Source organism: Pedobacter sp. MR2016-24 (assembly GCF_026239655.1).
Taxonomy (GTDB): domain Bacteria; phylum Bacteroidota; class Bacteroidia; order Sphingobacteriales; family Sphingobacteriaceae; genus Pedobacter.
This window is the reverse complement of sequence record NZ_JAPIVO010000005.1, coordinates 33,324-54,728: the sequence shown is the minus strand read 5'-3', so window position 1 is coordinate 54,728 and position 21,405 is coordinate 33,324. Positions and strand designations below refer to the sequence as shown.

Sequence of the window (21,405 nt, the reverse complement as noted above, 5' to 3'; positions counted from 1 at the left end):
AAAGACACCTGAATTGTCATTTTAGTAAAAGATACTGCCAAAAATCCTTTGAAATATGCTCCGGTCGTTTAAAAGTATTTCTCCGTTTCCTTCCATGACCGGCACAATGGGAATTTCTTTGTTTTCTGAGGTAATTATTTTGTTACTGTTCAGTGTCACGTTAGCCTGATGCTCACTGCCAATCTGAACGGGAAGGATCGAGCTTACCCGGCCTTCCAGAAAACCATACTCGCTGCTTGGAAAATCATTCAGTTCTATTTTTACCGATTGTCCAACCTTCACATTTCCAGCCCCTTTATTTGCATATTTTATCCTGACTTCTACCCTGGATGCTTTAGGTACTACCCATATCAGCTGATCAAGCGTATTTTTTTCGTCTATTCCTTTTGAGATGTAGATTTTCCCTGCCATCGGTGTGATGGTTGCAATGCTTTTCCGGGTGTTTTTATCAAGGTGGGTCAGTAAGGTATCTCCAGGTACAACCTGATCACCTTCTTTTACGAAAAACTTAAATTCCTGACTCGCGTCTTCTTTTCTTACCGTTACTTTTCCCGGCTGTTCGGTGGCCTGTACCAATGCCTTAGCCGCCAAAGTATCCGGATAATGTATTAAATTGGATATAAACAAACCCAATACTGCAACTGCAAACAGAACAGTAATACCCCACTGTATGATCCATGAGGGCACACTGCCTACAATTTCTTCCATTTCATTGCTTCTTACTTCTAATGAGGAGTTATTTTCCGGCATGTTTTCTATAGTTTAAGCGTTACCTAATTCCAGTTGATTCTTAACCAGTTCAAAATAATATCCCTTTTGCATTGTTAACTTATCATGGTGTCCTTCTTCCACAATTTTGCCATCACGCATCACAATTATCTGGTCGGCATTTTTTACCGTACTTAGCCGGTGAGCAATTACCACCACCGTTCTCCCCTGGTAAAATTCATTTAAGTTTTCCATAATTATTTTTTCATTATTAGCATCCAAAGCGCTTGTCGCCTCATCAAAAAACAAATATTTGGGATCCTTATACACGGCCCGGGCTATAAACATCCGCTGTTTCTGGCCACCGCTTAAACCAGACCCGCTATTTCCTATGCGTGTATTAAAACCTAAAGGGAGTTTGGATATATGGGTATGTAAATTGGCCACACGCACTGCATCATATAGTTTTTCCTCAATAATGCGTTCTCCGTCTACTGCAATATTTCTTGCTATAGAATCAGAAAACACAAACCCATCCTGCATCACTGTTCCCGCATTTTGCCGCCACAGCTGGGCGGAAATATCTTGTAAATTCAATCCGTCAATTAAAATTTGCCCGTCCGACGGCGGATAAAATTTCAGCAGCAATTTCAGCAGGGTTGTTTTCCCACTGCCACTGGCGCCAACAATTGCCGTTACCTTACCCTTAGGGATATGCATACTGATATTATCCAGTACCAGCGGACTCTTTGGTGAGCCATACCTGAATGACAGATTTGCTATTGTAATGCCTTCACCCACATTTTTACGGATGTTTTTGGTAAAAATTTCATGGTTCAGGTAAACAGGGTCAGAATTGTTTTCCGATTCTCTCGGGAATTTATTCTCATTGTATCCAATCAGGTCTTCACTGGCTTCCTCATCCGGCTGACTATGAATTTCATTCAGCCTGTCCAGACTGATTTTTGCATCCTGAATGCTTTTTATAAATAATATAATCTGATTTAACGGGCTGTTCATTTGCCCCACGATATAAGAGATACTCAGCATTACCCCAATCGTGATTTGCTGGTCAATAACCAGGCGGGCAGCTAAATAACTAATCAGTATATTCTTCAGCTGTGTGAAAAAAGATGAGCCTATTTCCTGGTATTGCTCCAGTGCCAGACTCTTGATATTTACTTTAAAGAGTTTTGCCTGGATACGTTCCCATTCCCACCGGCGTGCTTTCTGACTATTATACAGTTTGATCTCCTGCATTCCGGTAATGATTTCGAATACACTGTTCTGATTCTCTCTTGACCGTTGAAAACGATTGTAATCGATATTTTTTCTTCGCTTTAGAAACATGGAAACCCAGAGCACTGATAAGATACTGCCGGCAGCAAAAACGAGTAACAGGCTAAAATTATAAATGGATAAGATAAAGGAAAAAACAAAAAGATTGATTACTGAAAACAGAGTGCTTAAAGTAGATCCTGTCAGGAATGATTCGATCCGGTGGTGGTCATTGATACGCTGAGAGATATCACCTATATTTTTTGATTCAAAAAAGTTAATAGGCAATTTCATCAGCTTGATCAGAAAATTAGAGATAATACTGATGCTGATACGCGTACTGATATGCAGCAATATCCAGTTCCTGATCAGATCAACTGCTATACCTCCCAAAAACAAAAGTAATTGAGACAGGAGTATCAGGTGAATAAAGCTTAAGTTTTTCCGGTTTACACCAAAGTCCACCAAACTTTGGGTAAGGAACGGAAAACACATGCTGATCAGACTGGCCAGCACCATGCCTAAAATCAGCTGAATGAAGTAGCGTTTATATGGTCTTAAATATTGCAGTAAAAATCCAAATCCGTTTTTTGTTTTTTGTACACCTTCCTCATTGCGATAAAAATCAGGCGTAGGCTCCATCAACAAGGCAATTCCTTTTTTATCTGCCGAACTGATCCAGCATTTCTCAAAAACATCTTTCTCCACCCGCACCAGGTTATGTCCGGGATCGGCTATCAGTACCTTCTCCACGCGACGGAAAAGGGATTTTTTTTCAATAGCATAGATCACTACAAAATGCTCCTGATTCCAGTGCAGCACACAAGGCAGGGGTACATGCTCTACCAGCTGCTCATAGGTAAGCTTCGCGACCAGTGTTTTAAAGCCTATCTTTTCAGCGGCCTCACTTAACCCCAATAAACTCACGCCATTTTTAGTGATATAGGAGTTTGCCCTGAGGTAATCCAGAGAATACTCTTCACCATAAAAAGAAGCAATCATTCGCAGACAGGTTGGACCACAATCCATGTAGTCCAATTGCTTATAGAATCTAAATTTTTTACTGAAAAATGCCATGGTTCAATGTCTTTGATTAAGCTGTTGAAGTTTTATGAACCAGTTGGCCAATGGGTGGCCACCGATCCGTCATCTTCGTTGTTTTTTCCGCCGGTAATATGCTCGCCATCAATTTCTTCTATACCTTTTCCGGTCAGATCTTTGGTAACGCCGAATTCCTTTAATTTTTCAATATCTACCAGTCCCTTTTTAAGGTCGTCAGGTTTGTTTTTGTCTTTCTTTTTCATGATTTGTGGGTTTTAAGTAGGAGTGGTATTGGTTAATAAATCGGTGGTTTTAAAAGAGCGGTCGTTTGCATTATCATATTCATAAATAGGAGGCTTATATTCTTTGAAGCCGCCGAAGAGCGTATTTGCATCATCTTTTTTTACTTCAAAATCGCTGCACTCTTCCAGAGTCGCCGGTTCTTTTTTGATAAAGAATCTGATTAAATTTTTCATATCTATTTATATTTTAGGTTAATAAATCTCATAAATTCCAATCCGGCCGGTGGTTTGGCCAATTAAATATTCAGGCATTTGCCACCAGCAATGCTTTTTCATTCTCTGTGATGCTGAAAGTGATATACTCATAAAGCACTCCAGATAACAGCCGGTCTACCTTACTCTTTTCAACAAAAAGCAGATTTGTATAATCAGGTTCATCCTTATTTACTATCGTTTCCTGCAGGAATGAAACCAGTGCGTCAATATGTTTATAGCGATAATCAGATGAGAGGCGGGCGAATTTTAGGGCCGACAAAGGTTCGGTAAATTTCCTCAGCCAGTAATCCAGTAAAACTGTATCGGTTTTAAATGTTCTGAGTAGGCGAATGAAAGTTTCTGTCATGACCTGCACAATCACTGCATATTGCAGGTCTGTTATAAGATATGCTTCTGAGATGCCATTCATCATCATGCCCGGCTTCCAGTGTGCGGCATGTTCATAAATGCCGAGCAGACAGTCAAGGCTTAAGCCAACTCCCTTTTCCGTCTCATTCAGCGAAAAATATATCCTGCTCAAATTATGCAGTTGTTGTATCTCAGATAAGTACATTAGCTGGTAGCCTTTCTTTTGCAGCAATTGGTTAGCCCCAATCAGCTTTTTTGTCGCCAGGATAGCAGTGGCATAATCTTTTGTTTTATAATTATAATAAGATAACCTGGGTTCACATAAGGCAGTAACCCATTCAGCAACAGCAGGATCCAGTTTCTCTCTGAGCGCACAACACTGTTGATACGCAACTGCTGCTGCTTCAGCATTATTTTGTTTGGCAAGCAGAAAGCAATGATCGTAGGCATCTGATGCCTCGGTATAGGCTCGCCGTTGTGCAGCATTAAAAATTGTTTCCAGAATAAAATCTCTGTAAAAAGGATAGGCTCCTTCTTTAAAAGAGGTTTGGTTGATTGGGTCTGACTTTTCCATAGCGGTATGAATTAGAGATTAACAGATCAGGCAACACTGTTCTGCAGTAGATTGATATATTTGTTTAAAACCACATTCTTCTTTCTTTGCTCATCAAAATCGTACATGCAATAATCCTGACCCTTGTGCTCTATCGCTTCCTGCGAGCAGCCTCCGTTACATATTGGCAGTATAGGACAGGTCAGGCAGGGTTTGTTTTTAAATTTGCTGTCCAGCCGGTCATAAAATTTCTGACTCCAGCTAATTGATCCGTCCTCATTCAGCATTCCTTCTTTTGCATCTGTCGAAAAGTTTCGGGCAGTACATTTGAATACTTCTCCGTTATAGTTGATCGTTGCATGGTTTTTTTTGTCGGCATAACAGGAATTCCTTAATCCGTCCGGCATGTCCATATCTGCGAATGTGGCTCTGAATCCATTGTTTCTAAAAAACCGGTGCAGTTCTCTTATTCTGCCCGTCAAGGTCACATCTGTTTCCTGCCATACTTTATGGAAAGAGATCAGCATATACTTTCTTGCGTCTTCCTCTAATGGTAAAAAATCGTACAGGATACTTTCAAGATTTTTTAAGTTCGATTTCGTATAATTTATTCTGATGGAAACATTCATTTTATTCCTGCATAAGGCAAAAACATTAGCCAGTATTTCATCATAAGACCCTCTTTTGGAACTTACAAACCGAACCGCATCATGTGTTTCCCTGTCCCCATCCAAAGTGATTTGAAAATTGGTGATATTAAAAGAAGGAAAATCAGCTATCATTTTCTCATTGATCAGGAATCCGTTTGTGGTAAAGCCTGTGCTGAACTTACAGCTGCGGTCCCTGAAGAACTCTTTCACATAATCCATTACAGGTACGATGACCTGATCATAATAGAGGAGTGGTTCTCCGCCAAACCATGAGATATTGAAAAACTTAATGTCCGGCATACTTTGCACTACATTACTGATATGTTTCTTGACATGCTCAATGGTTGGATTAGACATTTTGGAACCTTTCTCATGAGCCTCATAACAATACCAGCATTTGAAATTACAGTTCATGGTAGGATTAATGATCAGGTGATACTGACTTTCGTCTTCCATATCTACTTTCATCCGCATCATTTTCACCGATTCCAGTTCATCCCGCTCATTATCTACTATAAAGCCGTTTGTTACCAGGGCGGTATAAAATGTCGGATGATAGCCGATCAGATCATCAATATTATTTTCAGCCTTTGCTGACTCGATTAAATCGTTCAGCAGGGGATCCACTAATAAATAGCGGTTGCTAAAAGCATTATATAATACAACAGATTCATTATAGGGAACCACATTGTTAAATTGACTGAGTTTCATCTTTTGAAGAATTAATGGAGTGATTTATAATTGAAGGCTAAATTTGTTTTGAAAAAATGCGGCTATTCCAAAAACTGGCCGAGTAAATGAATTACACTTTTCAGTGAGGCCATTGCCCCGTAAACATCCTCTCCTCCAACCGCTTTGCCCTTTTCCGGCTCCAGCACATGGTATCCGTACGCTTTTAGCTTTGCTACATTTGCCTGGACAATGGGGTTAAACCACATGCGTTCATTCATCGAAGGCACAAAAAGAACGGGCGATGCAGCGGCTACAATGGCGGTGGAAATTAAATCATCACTGATACCATGCGCAGCCTTAGCCAGGATATTACTTGATGCCGGCATAATTACCGTCAGGTCCGCATCCTGGGTCAGCTTAATATGAGGTACCAGCAAATTATCTCCAAGATCATAAGTATCGGTAAACACCTCATTTCCTGAATATATCTTTAGCGCAAAGGGAGTAACAAACCGCGTTGCATTTTTTGAAACCATAACGGTTATCCTGCAATCCAGTTCCTTTCTCAGGTGCATAATAAATGATGGCATTGCCGCTGATGATACAGCCGCTGTTATCCCTATTGCTATGTTTTTCATATCATTGATTTATTCCTGTTTATCATTAAACTGATGCGCATGCGCTACACTAACTCTTCTGCGTTTTCCAGCGCATAACCTAATGCAATGGCGTAAACACAAGATTTATTCATGTTCTTTTCCTGCATCATTTCTTCAAATCTGGAGCTGGTCACCGCTGCGGTTGGCGAACCGTAAAAACCCAGTTCATTAGCCGCTAAAATGATATTCTGAGCAATATGCCCGGCCTCAATCATTATTGCCTTGTAGCCTACAGGATGTGCGTATTTCCACATCGTTCTATCAAAATTTGCTACCAGGAAGACTACTAATGCAGCTTCATCTATCCATAACTGTTCAGCCAGAATAGCTGCCGGCGTAGGTGAATTCTGATCGTTCACCAATCCAAGGGAATGTTCAACTGCAGAATAATGATACAGCCCATTCGGTAAGCCGCTTATATTCCGGCATTGCACATAGGCATCAAATGGATTTCTTCCTCCGCCGGAAGGGGTCATTTTAAAAGGCATTTCTCCCATAGGCCGGATGCTTTTAAACTTGAGGATACCCAGGCCAGCGTAAAGACAAGTTGTAAGGTCAACCTGCGACACAGGTCTTTCCACATCAAAATGCCTGATTGTTCTTCTGCGTTTGATGGTCTTAAATATGCCCTTGTCAAAATCCGGAACAGTGTAGGCATATACTTTATCGTATTTATTTTTATTGAGGGAGAAAAGTACCGGACTAGGATCTTCCACGGTTTTTTGCGCAATCTGATCCGCAAATTCCCTCATCCCTTCAGAATTTGGTGTCAGGAATTGTGTGTTTTTCAGTGCAAAGTGATACGCACCTGCCTTTAATCCCCAATCCCAGTTTTCTTGATAATGGACATCTTCTTCCTGGGTTTCTTCAGTAAGAATTACGCCACATACGATTAACTTATATATGATGTTGATAATATCTTCTTCAGTAATTTTACCATTCAGTACTTTTGCCAGGTGTTCTACATCAACCCAATGCTCCATGGCCAGTATAAGGCTAAATTCTTGCAGCGTTACACTTATAATTTTGTTCTTCAGAAAATTCTGGATACATATTTCCTCGTTCTGTATAGTTATATAAATTGATTGGGCCCTTCGGAATTTCATAAGATTGATAATTAATAAAAGCGAATAATTACTTTTTTTTACTGTTACGCCGAACACGTACAAATGATAATTAATAGGAGAGTCTAAATTTTATGTGTAGAATGGAAAGGGATTTGCAGATTCAACAAATCCCTTTCTTTTACCTGCCGGTCCCTGTTCATCAGGAACCAGAAACTGTAAGATTGCTTTAAGGTTTCATCACCAAAAAGCAATCTCCAGTCGGCTTTTTTAGCAAGCGATAACATTTACGTCAAGAAAAGGAGCAATTTCACTATTGTCTTTTATCTCAGAAAATCCACCGCTTATTTTGTCTAAACCTTCAGAGAAAGTAGGATCTTCTTTTAAGGTTTCAATAAGTTTAGTTAGCTTGTCTTTAGCTGTTTCTAATTCTTCGATTCTTTTTTGGTTGTTTTGGTCTTGTGACATGGTCTTAAGTTTAATAATTGAATGCCTACTCGTTTTACTGGTTTTCGGCTTCCCCATTTTTGTTGCAACAAATATTTTTATAATCTCCCGCGTTCATCCGCGTTACTGCTTTCCATTTTCTTTACGGTAAATGCTTTACCTAAATTGAAATTGTAGATCAGTGAAAGATTGATGGTCTGTGTCTGTCTTTTCTGCTCCAGTCGCCCGATATTGACGTTACTGTAATAGATATCTCCGTTTATTCTCAGGGTATTAAAAAGGTCATTCATGGCCACCTTTGCTATGAGTTTATTTTTAAGCATCTTTTTCTGTACACCAACATCCATTGTGAAGATGTGATCCAGTACATAATTCCCCATGATAATATGTGAGAAATACATCCCGTTGAGGTTAACACTAAACTGCTTTGGCAGTGTAAATACCTGGTTCATCTGCAGAGAGAATATGGTTTCTTTGATATCAATGTCCTGCAAGGTGATGCTTTGACGCTGCAGACTTAAATTGTTATTCCAGGCCCACCATCTGCTCAGCCCAAAGGGTGCGTATAACCTGATGCCTGCGTTTGTTCTTTTTCCAAAATTCTGACGCGTATAAATCGTGATCAGCGAATCAGCAGGTGATTGTATCGCATATTGTGCGATGATATCCTTTTGTTTGTCGTACGCGGCGGTAATGCTATATTTATTGCGTAAGGTAAAGCCAAGCTCCAGCGAATTGGTATAAGAAGGCGTTAAATATGGATTACCTCTGCCAATAGAATAATTGTCTGCATAAGTTTCATAAGGATTCAGGTCATTATAAGAGGGGCGTTCGATCCTTCTCCCATAATAAAAGTTAAGGTAATTGCTATTGTCCTTATTGGTACTGTGCTTTAGAAATACAGTTGGAAACAAATTGAAATAATTCCGTTTGGTATTTATATTCGAGGTGATCAGGTTACCCTCTGTACGGGTATTCTCGGCACGTAAGCCTAGTTGTATGCTGGTATTCAGCAAGCGTCCGCTGTAGTTCATATAACCTGCAGCTATATTTTCCTTATAATCATATAAGTAGTTTAATGCTGTTTTATTTACCCAGGTATTGTTTTCAAAGCTTTCATACACAGCACTGTTATCAATACGACTGGCGGTGAATTTTGCACCTATACTGAAGACATCCGTTTTATTGAATACTTTGCTGTATTTGGTGTCCATCGTATTGATTTTAGCCCTGCTTGGCGTCTGATTTCTAAAACTGGTGTCGCCCAGAAATACATTGTTACTGTTATAAAAGTTACTCTGTGCCGAGCTGAATACCTTCGCATCATTATCCGTATAATCATACAGAAACACCAGGCCTGATCCCGCACTATCTGTAGTGAGATGATAATTTAAACCGATATTATGGTAATCTCTTGAATTTGACCGCGGATAACTGCCATTTACACGCTGGTTGTTACGAATCGCCGGATAGGCAATATTGATATCGGAGCGATAAGGAGAGGTGCCATCCGTAAACGATCCGGTATAATCCAGTCCGATATATTGTTTACTGTTGATATCATAAATCCCGCCAACATGCACACGGTGAGCGGTAGCTTTATTGATTCTATCCGCCTGTGAGCGATAATATATGCTGTCATTGATAGTTCTTGACAAACGGGAGTCTTCGTAATCCTTTGTTTTATCAAAGGAATAACTTCCGAACAGTGCCAGTTTATCTTTCTTGAAATTCAATTGCAGTCCTTCGTTCGTACTTGCATACCTTCCCTGTGAATAGCCCGCATTCACACTGCCGCTGAATCCTGCAACCCGCTGTTTTTTCAGCACGATATTGATGAATCCTCCGCTGCCCTGTGCATCATATTCCGCAGGCGGATGGGCGATGATTTCTACAGATTGTATCTCATCAGACCGTAAGCCATTCAGGTAATTCGTTAAATCGTCACCGCTTAACTGCAGGATTTTGCCATTCACCATTACCCTTGTACCCGGATTGCCATTGATAGCTATCATGCCGTTATTTACAAACACACCAGGGGCGAGGTTCATCAGTTCCAATGAGGATTTTCCGGCGGCAAGTGCGTTATTTTCCACGTTCATCACTATCCGGTCTATTTTTTTGGTGATCATAGGGGCCTGAGCCGTTACCGCTACCAATGCCAGCTGATTTTCTTTTTCCTTTAAAACAATCGGCTCTACATTCATAGCGCCCTTCACGTTTATTTCTCTGGTAAAGTCATTGAATGAGGTGCAGCTTGCTTTGATGATATAAGTACCCGCGCTGTCGACCATTAATTTAAAGGAACCATCCTCACCGGTCATTTTTCCTGTGATGCGGTTATGGCTTGTTCCGTTTTGTTTAGTAACAAAGACCGAGGCGAAAGGAACCGGTCTGCCGCCTTCATCCGTTACCTTTCCGGTAATGGATAGAATCTGGGCTTTCCCGCTTTTTGTCAGGACCATACTAAATAAAAGGATTACCATATACTTCATAAAAATTTTCCTCCGGTGTTGATCAGAAATAAATTCTGTTTTCTTTATACATCGAATATCTATAGAGAAAAAATAAATTAAAATTTTATTCGACGATGGTCCGGGGAAAATACGACCAATGATAGGTCTGGTTCGACGAAGATATAAAGGAGAGCCGGCGCCGTTAACAATATCTCTTCGATTGTGTTAACTTGGCATTTAGAAAAAAACTAATCTATCATGAAATTAGTGAAAATTATCGCCTCCGGATTTATCCTGCTGATGGGTTCGCTTGCGCTTATCTTTTGTATTTTAGGCAAAGTTCATGATGATCACATCAGGAGACTGGGCTTTAAAACGGAGGCTGTTGTGGCATACCTTTAAAAAGAAGTCCGTAATAGCAATGAGGGGCGGCCAGGAAAGTCCCAAAGCAGCTATTGCGAGGCACAAAAATAAACATTATGCATTTTAATAAATCAAACCATATTGCAGTAACCGGTGCAGCAGTCTTAAGATTGAAGTGTGCGAACTTGCGCACCGCTTTTTTAGCCTTTGATATGCTATTCTGGCTGTTTATTCTAATAATGCTTTTTCAACTTGCTGCTCATAGCAGCATACCTGAGCTGAGTTCATTCGCGAAAAATACCAATGATTTTTTCGGAAATAATTCAAAGGCATTTATGGCAGGCCCAGCCATTATAGGAATTACCATACTGTATTTCATTTACGGCAAAAAAACGCTTACCTGGAATGATGGATTACAGATTGATGGCAAGCCTGTATTGCTAACTTCTTATGCTATCAGACAAATTATGGGTGGCACTCCAATACTCTATTTACAAGGCGAAAGCAGGCGTTATATAGTTTTCCCGGTTACCACCCAGCATGGCAGAAAATTCCCCGATGTGAAAATACTTAAAAGGGAAAATGCTGAAAATAGAAAGTTGGTAGAAATGCTCAAAATAAAACTTGTTGCGTCAGGGGTGGAGGAAAGGCGTTGTTGGTTTTTTACCTGGGATGTCCCTGTATCTTTCCTGATATTGATCTTTGTAATTGCCTTTTTAGTGGTTTAATCCAAAATGTTCAAGGTTAAAACTCCTGGATAATTTAATTTTAGCCGGATTAACCCGGAATCCTTAAGATCCCGGATTAGTAGCCCATACATTTATTTCCGGGATCATAGCAACCCCGTTTAAGGCAAGCGTAGATACGATTACCTGGGCAATTTCCAGTCCTTTCAACTTGGTTTCGGGTGCTGAAGACGTGTAGCCGATCTTTTCTGAAAACGAGGTAATTACCTCACTCGGATTGATCTGTGTAACCCTGATATTATATTTCCGGAGTTCTGCCCGCCAGCTGTTCGTCAGCCCGGTAATAGCTGCCTTGCTTGAGCTATAAGCAGAACCATTCGCAAAACCATTTACAGCCGCCATAGAAGCAATATTGATGATATTTCCTTCATTCTGCTGAATAAAATGTCTGGCTGCCAATTGTCCACATACAAATATGCTGCGGGTATTGGTGATCCAAATGTTTGTAAAGTCTTCTAAACTGGTGTCAAGTAAAGAACCGATATGACCTAATCCGGCATTGTTGATCAGTACATTCAGACCGCCCATTTTTTCAATCGCGAAGGTGAACATGGCTTCGATCTCTTCCACATTGTCTACATCCGCTTTAATACCAAATACGTCCAGTTCTGCCGCAGCAGATTTCACGGTATCTTCGTTTCGGCCACAAATCACTACACTTGCACCCTGAGCGCGTAATAATTTTGCAGTTTCATAGCCTATACCTGTAGTACCGCCCGTAATCAGGACTTTTGCTTGATCTATATTCATAATGAATCTTTAATAATCTTGTTCTGTATTAAAATGGTTTTAGCAGAGGATTTGTTTTTAATCAAGCTCAATTTTTTTGGCTACAACAATAATAGATTTGGCTTAATTCACCAGTTTCAATCTGCTGATCTTTGAAGTCTAAAATCTATAAAAATGAAAATTATAATTACAGGTTCCTTAGGACATATCAGTAGTCCATTGATCGCAACATTGGTTCAATCCGGACATACCATTACGGTGATTAGCAGTAATCCTGCAAAACAAAGCGAAATAGAAGCAAAGGGTGCATCCGCAGCCATAGGTTCATTACATGATGTTGAATTTTTAACGGAGACTTTTAAAGGAGCCGATGCTGTTTATACCATGGTGCCTCCGGGAAATTACATGGATCCGGATCTGGACTTATTAGCTTATTATATTGGTCTGGGTAACAAATATGCACAAGCCATTCTGAGTGCAAACGTAAAACGGGTAGTTAATCTAAGTACCATTGGAGGTAATCTGGCCGAAGGAAATGGAATTTTAGCCGGTGCCCATCAGGTGGAACGCATTCTGAATGCCTTGCCTGCCGATGTGGCGATCACACATATGCGTCCAAATTCTTTCTACTACAATTTGCTCGGATATATTCCGATGATCAAATCCATAGGTTTTATCGCGGCAAACTATGGTGGTGAAGATATCATTCCATGGGTATCGCCAATTGATATTGCTGCAGCCATTGCAGAGGAACTGACAACGCCATTTGAAGGCAGAAAAGCCCGTTCAGTAGCAAGTGAAGACCTTTCCGGGAATGACACGGCCAGCATCCTGGGCAAAGCGATAGGCAAACCGGATTTGAAATGGACAGTTATTTCTGATGAAGAAACGCTGAATGGTTTAGTAGCTATTGGGATGAATCCTGCAATTGCGGCTGGTTTAGTAGAGATGTATGCCGGACTCCATAGTGGTTTACTGGCGCAGGATTATTACCAGAACAAACCTGCAGTGATGGGCAAAGTAAAAATGACCGACTACGCCAAAGAATTTGCCGCTGCATTCAACGCATAATATTTATATTCGACCATGGCAAATACACAGTTCCATAAATTCAAAACGATCAGTGAGTTTCACCAGTTCAGGGGATTGCCCAAGCCGCAGCACCCGCTGATCAGTGTGATCAATTTGGCTGATGTAAAAAATATGCCTGAGGGTGAAAACAGTATTTTGCTGGATTTTTATTCCATAGCACTGAAAAGGAACTTCAATGCAAAAATGAAATATGGTCAGCAGGAATATGATTTCGATGAAGGTATCATGTTCTTTATCTCACCAGGTCAGATTTTTCGGATCGAAGTAGAAAAAGATAAAATAATGGATCAGTCGGGGTGGATGCTATTGGTACATCCCGACTTCCTCTGGAACACGCCATTAACTAAAATTATCGCTCAGAGCGAGTTCTTCAGTTATTCCGTACATGAGGCATTATTTCTGTCCGATAAAGAAGAAAATCAGATCGCAGCGATCATGCAGAACATTCAGCAGGAATACCATTCCAATATCGATCAGTTTAGCCAGAATGTGATGTTGGGACACCTGGAACTCATCCTTACCTATTCCCATCGATATTATAACCGCCAGTTCATTACCAGGAAGATTTCCAGTCATATGGTGATCAACCGCCTGGAAAATATATTGTCTACCTGTTTTGAAGAGGAGATGCTGAGTAAAAACGGATTGCCAACCGTTCAGTACATTGCAGAAACATTGAATATGTCGCCCAACTATTTAAGCGCCTTATTAAAGGCACTTACCGGACAAAGTACGCAACAGCATATTCATGATCAACTGATTAAAATAGCTAAAGAAAAATTATCCATTACCAGTTATTCTGTGAGTGAGATTGCTTATCAATTGGGTTTTGAGCATCCCCAGTCTTTTAATAAATTATTTAAGCGCTACACGGATATGACGCCCAATAGTTTCAGGAAATCTTTCAATTAGCGCTTATCTGGCCCAATTTTAAATTCCTTTATCATCGGACACTTCTTCTGATCCTGCTGAGCGATGACTGTGTGATCCCTAAATAAGAAGCTAAATAAGACAGCGGTATTCTGTTTGCTAAATTCGGAAAACTGGTAAAAAACCTGAGGTATCGCTCCCTGGCATTATCTGCCATCATCGGACTGATGCGGTTAACTTTATCCGTCATGCCTCTCGCCGTCATTTTTGCAACAATAGCATCCCAGCCGATGATCGTCATCGACAGTTCATCCAGTGCCGCCTTTGACAATGAGATATACCCGCAATCCGTCACAGCCTGAATATACTCGACTGCTGGTATGGCCAGGTTTAAGCTGTTCATGTCCGCAATAAAGTGATTTTCATCAAAGAAATACTTCGTTATTTCATCCCCTTTATTGTTATAATAACATATCCGCATAATTCCTTCGATCAGAAAAATAACCTCTGAGGTTATTTTTCCGGCTTCATGGTAATATTCATCTTTTTTTATCTGTTTTACAGCAGCTTTGCTCTTAATCAGGTCAATCTGTTGCTGGTTCAATTGCCCGAACTGCAATATGTAATCAATCATTTGTTCCATGAATCTATTTCATTTGGCTCATTAACATTTTATCAAATATGTTATCTGATAACACTTTTCTCAAAAATAACATTGGTTTCGCCATCGCGCCACCAACATACCGCGTTGCCGGACGTTTCGCTTCCACGCTTTTCCTGATCAGTTTAGCAATCACAAGCGGGTCTGCAGCATCCTTCTCCATAGTGGCATACATTTTTGTCATTGCTTTTGCCAGTTTTTCATAAACTGTATGTCCTGAAACGCGCATCAGGTCTTCCGAGCCTATCGCTGTCATTTCAGATCTGGTGCCACCCGGCTCTATAACAATTACATCGATCCCGAACTGTCTTACCTCATTTCGCAGTGAGTCACTTAAACCCTCTACCGCAAATTTACTCGCATGATACCAACATCCCATCGGTAAGCCAATTTTACCACCTACGGAGGATATATTGACAATCTTTCCGTATTTTCTTTTTCGCATTTCCGGCAGTACCAATTGTATCAGCCTTGCTGCACCAAACAGATTGATTTCCATCAGATTTTTTGCCTCGGTAAGCGGTACATCTTCCAGTGCGCCATAAGAGCCTAATCCGGCACTGTTGATCAGGATATCTAAGCTACCAGTTTCGCTCATAATTTTAGCTACACAGGCAGCAATACTTTCCTCCTTTGTCACATCCAGTTCTATCGGGTGTATGTGGTAATCCTTTAATACTTTTAATTTCTCGGTTCTGCGGGCCGCACCATAAACAGTGTAACCATTTTGAGCCAGATAGATTGCCGTTGCTTTGCCAATTCCTGACGATGCTCCTGTAACTAATACCGTTTTTGCCATTTTTTTAATCTTTTAATTATTGAATGATACAAATGTACCCCGGTATCAAATGTTAACATTTGCCATTTGGCAAAAACGATCCGATAGCTTCATCATTTATGCAGTTCAAAGATTTCCGGTTAATGCAGTACATTTCCCTTTCTTGTGAAGTATACTGTTATTTCTGTCCGGTTCGCTATATTTGGCCTAAGGGGTCAGCTGCCTATGTCTTTATGGAAAGGCTCCCTGATAAAATTGGAAGCCAACTGGATATGATCACTAAAACCTCCGCAATGGACAAATTATTTACCTCTTTATTATCAGCCCGCCGCGTATTCTTGCTGAGCTTCTTTTTGTGTAGTTTTTCACCCGCTTTCGCGCAGAAGAATATCCCGCGCATTTACTATGAGAATTTTAGTGTGCCTGTAGTGAAAGCAAACACAGCCATCTCCAAAACAATCAATTTTAAAAGTAATCCTGAAGCTTCTGCTTTTCGGACAAAAATTACGGAGGCATACCAACAAAAAGGAAATGTTTTTGCAGGTCATTTTAAAGTAGCTGTTTTCGGTTGCGGCGGTAGCTGTATAATGGGGTATGCAATAGATATGCTGACAGGTAACTTGTATGATTTGCCATTGGGCGAAGAGGGTTCATGCCTTTTTGCGGAAGACAGAGCACTTTATAAGGCAAACAGTAATCTTTTTGTGTCTGGTGTCTGCAAAGAAAATCCAGAGCGCAAAACCTTGTTTTACTTGGCATTTCTTTTTCAGCAGGATAACAAGCATCCGGACAAATGGACTTTTAAAAAGGTGCAGTCTAAGGAGTTTTTAGCGAGAAAGTAGTATTTTATCGTACTAAGTCCTATTTCATACAACAATCCCAGAAAAGTACATCAATCAAGATCATGAAGCCAACTGCAATAGCGAACAGTAATCCGGAGACCCATTGGCATGCCTTGAAAAATGACGGTGCTAAGGCGCTTGAGGAATTGTATCATCTCTATGCAAATCCACTTTATAATTACGGAGCTAAGTTTACTTCCGACAAAGAATTAATCAGAGACTGTATCCAGTCACTCTTTGTCACGTTATGGACAAGGAGAAGTTATCTTAAGCAGCCGGATAACGTAAAGAATTACCTTTTCAAGGCATTCCGGCTTTCCATATTCAAAAAAGCCAGCTTGTTAAATAAACATGAGCGCTATGAAGAAACTGAGCACTACCATTTCAACGCTGCAATCAATTTTGAAGAAAAGCTGATCAGGGAAGAGAACCAGTTAGCACTGCAGCAGCGTATACAGGCAAGCCTTGATCAGCTCAGTGCGAGGCAGCGGGAAGCTATCTTTCTGAAATTCTACGAAGGACTGAGTTACGAGGAAATAGCCGAAATAATGGGTATCTCAGTAAAAGGAAGTTATAAACTCATGGCGAGGGCTATTGACGGACTTCGTGAACAACTGGATATAAGCGACTTTTCTTTCCTGCTATTGTTACTGTACGCCAAATTTTTCAATTGATTACCAGGTGTTTAAAGATATTATTTAAATTCTTTAAAAATTTTGGGGTAAAATAGCAATCTGAAAGATAATAGGGTCAGTTACACATATGAAAAGAAAACCGAACCTTAATCCAGAAAACTATACTTTGCCTGACCTGCTTGATGACCCGGCATTTTTAGCCTGGCTACTGCATCCGGATGATCAGTCAAATGCCCATTGGGCAGATATGCAGCTCAGATATCCCAACCTCAGCTATCTGATAGCTGATGCAAGAAAACTGGTGCTGACTTTAAAGTTTCAGCAGGATACGATGGAACCTGCTGAATACATACAGCTATGGGAGGAGATCGCCGGGGAAACAGTGGCAAAACCAATAGTAAAATTATGGCGGTCGCTATGGTTTAAAGCTGTACTCGCTGCCGCAGTTACTTTGCTGGTCATCGGCACCGGATTTTATTTCTACTTGAACAGATCTATAGAAGTGGTGACCGCATATGGACAAACCCGTACGCTGGTGCTGCCGGATGGTTCCGAATTAATGCTGAATGCCAACAGCTCGCTCAGGTACAGGGGAAATTTCGGGAAAGCTAAATACAGGGAGGTTTGGCTCAAAGGTGAGGCTTTTTTTAAGGTGAACCATATCCATCGTCAGGGTAAGGTGTTTAAACAAGACATATTTGTGGTCCATGCGGACAAAGTTGATATCAAGGTGCTTGGCACAACATTCAATGTGAACGACAGGAGGGATAAGGTTACTGTTGCGCTGATTAACGGTAGAGTGAGTATGCAAATTGCAAATCAGCCCCTCCTTAATCTTAAGCCGGGAGACCTGGTAACATACGATCAAAAAAGAAATTTCATCCGGCAGGAACCGGGCAGCACAAAAGCGCAGGTGGCCTGGAAAGATGGTATTTTTATATTTGAAAAACTGCCTGCGGAAGAGCTCTTCAACAAATTACAGGATAAATATGGATATAAGGCCGTATTTAAGAGTCCGGTTGTCAAAGAGAAATTGATCTCCGGCAGTTTTAGTGCAGCTGATTTCGATCACCTTCTGGAAGGAATAAGTATGGCTTTAAATATTTCCATCACAAAAGACGAAAGCCTTCACCAGTTAATTATTGAAATCAAATAATAAACGCCACCCGCTTTCACTATGGTCTTTGTAAAGTATCTAAGTCTTACACTATTGCTCCTATTGCTGCTCCATATTGATCTGGTCAACAATGCCCTGGCCCAGCAGGAACCCGGACTACAGGCAGTACAGGTTAAAGATACCCTGGAACAGATTGGTAAAAGATACCAGGTAAATTTTATTTATGAAGCCAGTTTACTGTCGCATAAGGTTATCGTGCCAAACAGCAAAGTAATACCTCACAATAATCTTGAATTTATCCTTTCATCAATGCTGGCACCTATTGACATTAGTTATTACCGGATTGATGGTGGAAATTATGCTTTATTTAAGTCGCCCCGACTGACGCAAAAACAGCAGATCGCTGATCGTGCAGGCAAGGGGAGCGGGCAGCAGCTAGCCAGCTTTTCGGTCACCGGTTTTGTCCGTAATACCTCCGGCCAGGCGCTGGAATTCAGCAGCATTACGTTAATGGACAGTAATTCGCTATCCATCGTCACCATGGCAGATGAACTGGGCAAGTACCAATTCGAAAAACTGAACGAAGGGCGCTACCTGATCCATGCAACAAGGCTTGGTTATAAGGACAGCGGCTGGCAGTCGGTCCAGTTTTCAGGAGCTAAAAACCGCTTATTACATGATCTGGTCTTGACAGAAGATCCGGTACAACTGGAACAATTAGCTGTTCAGCCAGCCGGAAAATTGATCCGGTACCAGGCTGACAGGACTATCATTCATCTTTCCGGCGCTTTTCCAAATTCCAGTGCATCCATCAAAGATCTTTTAAACGTTTCACCCGGGGTAATCATCACCAATGATCTGATCAGTCTGAATGGAAAGCAAGGTACAACGGTCACGATCAATGGCAGCTCAGTTAAACTGACCCCCTTGCAAACGATCAATCTGATGGGCAGTATACCCCTCAGTTCCGTTTCTCAGGTAGAACTTATTCACGCTCCCTCTGCCAGATATGAGGCGCAAACCACAGGTGGAGTAATAAATATTAAAATGGCAGAAGCTGAAACTGATGGTCTCGAAGGGACCATCAGTTCTCAGTTCAGCATAGGAACCAGACCCAAATTTACTGAAAGTGCTGCGCTGAACTACAAGTCAGGAAAAATCAATATTTATAGTAATTATAGTTACCAAAACCAGCACAATGCACATCATTTTTCCAGCTTCAATACAATTGAAGGGATAAATCCTATCCATTTTCAGCAAGATGAAAAGGGTGAAACAAACGCGGTTGTCCATCAATCGCTGCTCGCTGTAACCTATCGGATCAACCAGGAGCATAGCCTGACCATGACCGGGACAGCGAATTTAGCTCATACGCAGACTAATTATTTAAGAAAGCTAATGCTCAGCGCAACCGATGGTGGATTAGCGGATTCAGCAATACACGCTAACAGCGCAGGAGATGAACGTGTGCGTAATTATGGACTCAATATCAATTCAAGTCATCATTTCGGTGGCGGAAAGCATTCACTGCAATTCAATGCCAGTTATGCCAGGTTCAGCTCCGGCAATCCGGTTAGCTACCAGAATTTTTACCGCAGTTCAGCTGATTCCTCACATGGGTCAGATGACCGGTTATTGAATCAAACGGATGTGGCACTGGAACTGGCCTCTGGCGGAATATCCTATACCTGGAAGATCAATGCGCAACATCTGTTCGAAGCTGGCGGCAAAATGGCCTATGCACATTCCAACAGCACAGTTTTGTTTAAGCAGGGAAAGTCATCTACGGACTTTTCTGCCAATTTTACGCTGACAAACATTTTCGAATACCAGGAAAGAATCAATGCCGGATATGTAGACTACAAAGGTACATTTGGCAGCAGTACCACATTTCAGGCGGGCCTCAGGGCAGAGCATACCAGGTACAGCGTAGGTACCACTTCTGTTATCTCGGGAGATGTAGTCAATAACCGTAACTATATCCAGCTTTTTCCTAACCTCATGCTCAGCCAGTATGTGGGGCGGCAACTGCTCACACTCACTTACCGTCGACAGGTCGGAAGGCCGGATTACCAGGATTTGAACCCTTTTATTACCTATTTTTCTCCCTATTCTTATGCGGTTGGAAATCAAAGTTTAAAACCAGAAACTACGCAATCCCTGGAATTAGGCTACCAATACGGTTCTGCCTGGCATCTTGGCCTGGCCTGCAGCCATACCAATGATTACATAGGCAATATCATATCCCTGGAAAACCGCAGCTTGTCTACCAGGGAGAACATTGGTAATTTTGGCCAATACCGCACGATGAATTTCTCGGCTGCCTATCAACAGGAACTGCTCCGCAGCTGGCAGCTTATTGCAAGCGGGAGGTTATTCCATGATAGGTACCAGAGCGTCTACCTGAACACCCGGCAGGCACTTACAGGTTTTTATTTGCATGTCATCAATAGCTACCAGGTTAATCCAAAACTCGCCTTGGAAATGGTAAACATTTACCAGTCCAGGCGGGCGCAGCTGACGGGGACTGACTTCGGCAGGTATCGGGCAGATGCCGCACTGCAATACAGTTTTGTAAAAAACAGGGCCAGCATCAGAATTGCGGTCAGTGATATCTTTAGTAGCTATCTCAACAATGGCTCCATGCAGTTTCAGCAACTCAAACGTACTTACCGCAATTGGGATGAGAACCGACGTTTCCTCTTTGGTCTCTCCTTTAATCTCAAAAACAGAGGAGTAAAGGCAACTCAGGTATTGCGCAATCAGGAAGAACTTAACCGCATCAAACCATAAATATGACAGCTCATAATTCCACACCCGTACCATCAAATGCTGAGAAAATGAAAAAAATGAAATACTTTTCGATTGCGCTCCTGTTATGTCTCGGCGCGATTGCTACATTGTATGTTTTACTGCATATGACAGACCTGAACACTATTGTAACTGCTGCAAAGATCATTCTCCTGCCTGCACTTTTGTGCCTGATTTCACTGGTGTTATTGCTGTTGGCCCTGTATTTTTTTCAGGCAGGAAGAAAAACGGGAGCCCCTAAAAGACATGTAAGATTTCTGTAATTTGCAATAGCATCCGGGATAAACCAGGAGCTCAGCTGACAAATCCAGCTCACACTGCATATAAAAATAGAACGATTAACTAACCAATGCTAAACACAAATTAA

The 21,405-nt window shown here is 41.2% G+C and carries 23 protein-coding genes; 9 read left to right on the top strand and 14 right to left on the bottom strand.

Annotated elements, in window-relative coordinates; genetic code table 11:
• Positions 1-21: 21 nt before the first annotated feature.
• The 11 genes from OQX62_RS14330 to OQX62_RS14280 all read right to left on the bottom strand — a co-directional run bounded on the left by OQX62_RS14330 (position 22) and on the right by OQX62_RS14280 (position 10,433).
• On the bottom strand, positions 22-750 hold the full coding sequence (locus OQX62_RS14330) for an HlyD family efflux transporter periplasmic adaptor subunit (protein ID WP_265832234.1): 729 nt from the start codon (positions 748-750) through the stop codon (positions 22-24).
• A gap of 12 nt (positions 751-762) precedes the next feature.
• Positions 763-3,063: a peptidase domain-containing ABC transporter gene (locus OQX62_RS14325; RefSeq protein ID WP_265832233.1), complete on the bottom strand. Its 2,301-nt coding sequence runs from the start codon at positions 3,061-3,063 to the stop codon at positions 763-765.
• Between the two features lie 32 nt (positions 3,064-3,095).
• Positions 3,096-3,290, bottom strand: a complete 195-nt coding sequence (locus tag OQX62_RS14320) for a hypothetical protein (protein ID WP_265832232.1) — start codon at positions 3,288-3,290, stop codon at positions 3,096-3,098.
• A 12-nt stretch (positions 3,291-3,302) separates the two neighbouring features.
• Positions 3,303-3,503 carry a hypothetical protein gene (locus OQX62_RS14315; RefSeq protein ID WP_265832231.1) on the bottom strand — a complete coding sequence of 67 codons (201 nt, stop codon included), beginning with the start codon at positions 3,501-3,503 and terminating at the stop codon, positions 3,303-3,305.
• 70 nt (positions 3,504-3,573) lie between these two features.
• Entirely contained in the window at positions 3,574-4,467 is an 894-nt protein-coding gene (locus OQX62_RS14310) for a hypothetical protein (RefSeq protein WP_265832230.1), read from the bottom strand.
• A 26-nt stretch (positions 4,468-4,493) separates the two neighbouring features.
• Positions 4,494-5,807 (bottom strand): radical SAM/SPASM domain-containing protein, encoded by a 1,314-nt coding sequence (locus tag OQX62_RS14305; RefSeq protein ID WP_265832229.1) that lies wholly within the window; start codon positions 5,805-5,807, stop codon positions 4,494-4,496.
• Positions 5,808-5,869: 62 nt separating this feature from the next.
• A complete protein-coding gene (locus OQX62_RS14300) occupies positions 5,870-6,406 on the bottom strand; it encodes a flavoprotein (protein ID WP_265832228.1) in 537 nt (178 codons plus the stop codon).
• 44 nt (positions 6,407-6,450) lie between these two features.
• Positions 6,451-7,533, bottom strand: coding sequence for a SagB/ThcOx family dehydrogenase (locus tag OQX62_RS14295; RefSeq protein WP_265832227.1), 1,083 nt, complete (start codon positions 7,531-7,533; stop codon positions 6,451-6,453).
• An 83-nt stretch (positions 7,534-7,616) separates the two neighbouring features.
• The gene (locus tag OQX62_RS14290; protein ID WP_265832226.1) at positions 7,617-7,778 is read right to left on the bottom strand and encodes a hypothetical protein; all 162 of its coding nucleotides are present in this window, start codon (positions 7,776-7,778) and stop codon (positions 7,617-7,619) included.
• Positions 7,762-7,959, bottom strand: a complete 198-nt coding sequence (locus OQX62_RS14285; RefSeq protein ID WP_265832225.1) for a hypothetical protein — start codon at positions 7,957-7,959, stop codon at positions 7,762-7,764. Before OQX62_RS14285 ends, OQX62_RS14290 begins: the two co-directional genes overlap by 17 nt.
• Before the next feature lie 77 nt (positions 7,960-8,036).
• The gene (locus OQX62_RS14280; RefSeq protein WP_265832224.1) at positions 8,037-10,433 is read right to left on the bottom strand and encodes an outer membrane beta-barrel family protein; all 2,397 of its coding nucleotides are present in this window, start codon (positions 10,431-10,433) and stop codon (positions 8,037-8,039) included.
• A 219-nt stretch (positions 10,434-10,652) separates the two neighbouring features.
• Here OQX62_RS14280 and OQX62_RS14275 point away from each other — a divergent pair, with 219 nt between their 5' ends.
• Positions 10,653-10,796 (top strand): hypothetical protein, encoded by a 144-nt coding sequence (locus OQX62_RS14275; protein WP_265832223.1) that lies wholly within the window; start codon positions 10,653-10,655, stop codon positions 10,794-10,796.
• A gap of 200 nt (positions 10,797-10,996) precedes the next feature.
• On the top strand, positions 10,997-11,485 hold the full coding sequence (locus tag OQX62_RS14270; RefSeq protein WP_265832222.1) for a hypothetical protein: 489 nt from the start codon (positions 10,997-10,999) through the stop codon (positions 11,483-11,485).
• Positions 11,486-11,548: 63 nt separating this feature from the next.
• Here the strand turns inward: OQX62_RS14270 and OQX62_RS14265 are convergent, their stop codons facing one another.
• Positions 11,549-12,253, bottom strand: coding sequence for an SDR family oxidoreductase (locus OQX62_RS14265; RefSeq protein WP_265832221.1), 705 nt, complete (start codon positions 12,251-12,253; stop codon positions 11,549-11,551).
• Between the two features lie 153 nt (positions 12,254-12,406).
• Here OQX62_RS14265 and OQX62_RS14260 point away from each other — a divergent pair, with 153 nt between their 5' ends.
• Together OQX62_RS14260 and OQX62_RS14255 are read left to right on the top strand one after the other, a co-directional pair.
• Positions 12,407-13,303, top strand: a complete 897-nt coding sequence (locus tag OQX62_RS14260; protein ID WP_265832220.1) for an NAD(P)H-binding protein — start codon at positions 12,407-12,409, stop codon at positions 13,301-13,303.
• Positions 13,304-13,318: 15 nt separating this feature from the next.
• Complete coding sequence (locus OQX62_RS14255; protein ID WP_265832219.1) at positions 13,319-14,236, top strand: helix-turn-helix domain-containing protein; 918 nt, start codon at positions 13,319-13,321, stop codon at positions 14,234-14,236.
• 31 nt (positions 14,237-14,267) lie between these two features.
• Here OQX62_RS14255 and OQX62_RS14250 read toward each other — a convergent pair whose 3' ends face one another.
• Together OQX62_RS14250 and OQX62_RS14245 are read right to left on the bottom strand one after the other, a co-directional pair.
• Entirely contained in the window at positions 14,268-14,837 is a 570-nt protein-coding gene (locus OQX62_RS14250) for a Crp/Fnr family transcriptional regulator (protein ID WP_265832218.1), read from the bottom strand.
• Positions 14,838-14,841: 4 nt separating this feature from the next.
• On the bottom strand, positions 14,842-15,654 hold the full coding sequence (locus OQX62_RS14245) for an oxidoreductase (protein ID WP_265832217.1): 813 nt from the start codon (positions 15,652-15,654) through the stop codon (positions 14,842-14,844).
• A 272-nt stretch (positions 15,655-15,926) separates the two neighbouring features.
• On the opposite strand from OQX62_RS14245, the gene OQX62_RS14240 reads away from it, so the two are divergent.
• From OQX62_RS14240 to OQX62_RS14220, 5 genes are all read left to right on the top strand, one after another.
• Positions 15,927-16,475: a hypothetical protein gene (locus OQX62_RS14240; RefSeq protein ID WP_265832216.1), complete on the top strand. Its 549-nt coding sequence runs from the start codon at positions 15,927-15,929 to the stop codon at positions 16,473-16,475.
• Positions 16,476-16,537: 62 nt separating this feature from the next.
• Positions 16,538-17,149 carry an RNA polymerase sigma factor gene (locus tag OQX62_RS14235; protein ID WP_265832215.1) on the top strand — a complete coding sequence of 204 codons (612 nt, stop codon included), beginning with the start codon at positions 16,538-16,540 and terminating at the stop codon, positions 17,147-17,149.
• Between the two features lie 88 nt (positions 17,150-17,237).
• On the top strand, positions 17,238-18,266 hold the full coding sequence (locus OQX62_RS14230; RefSeq protein ID WP_265832214.1) for a FecR domain-containing protein: 1,029 nt from the start codon (positions 17,238-17,240) through the stop codon (positions 18,264-18,266).
• A 21-nt stretch (positions 18,267-18,287) separates the two neighbouring features.
• Positions 18,288-21,020 (top strand): TonB-dependent receptor domain-containing protein, encoded by a 2,733-nt coding sequence (locus OQX62_RS14225; protein WP_265832213.1) that lies wholly within the window; start codon positions 18,288-18,290, stop codon positions 21,018-21,020.
• Positions 21,021-21,067: 47 nt separating this feature from the next.
• Positions 21,068-21,301: a hypothetical protein gene (locus tag OQX62_RS14220; protein WP_265832212.1), complete on the top strand. Its 234-nt coding sequence runs from the start codon at positions 21,068-21,070 to the stop codon at positions 21,299-21,301.
• The last annotated feature ends 104 nt before the right edge of the window (positions 21,302-21,405 follow it).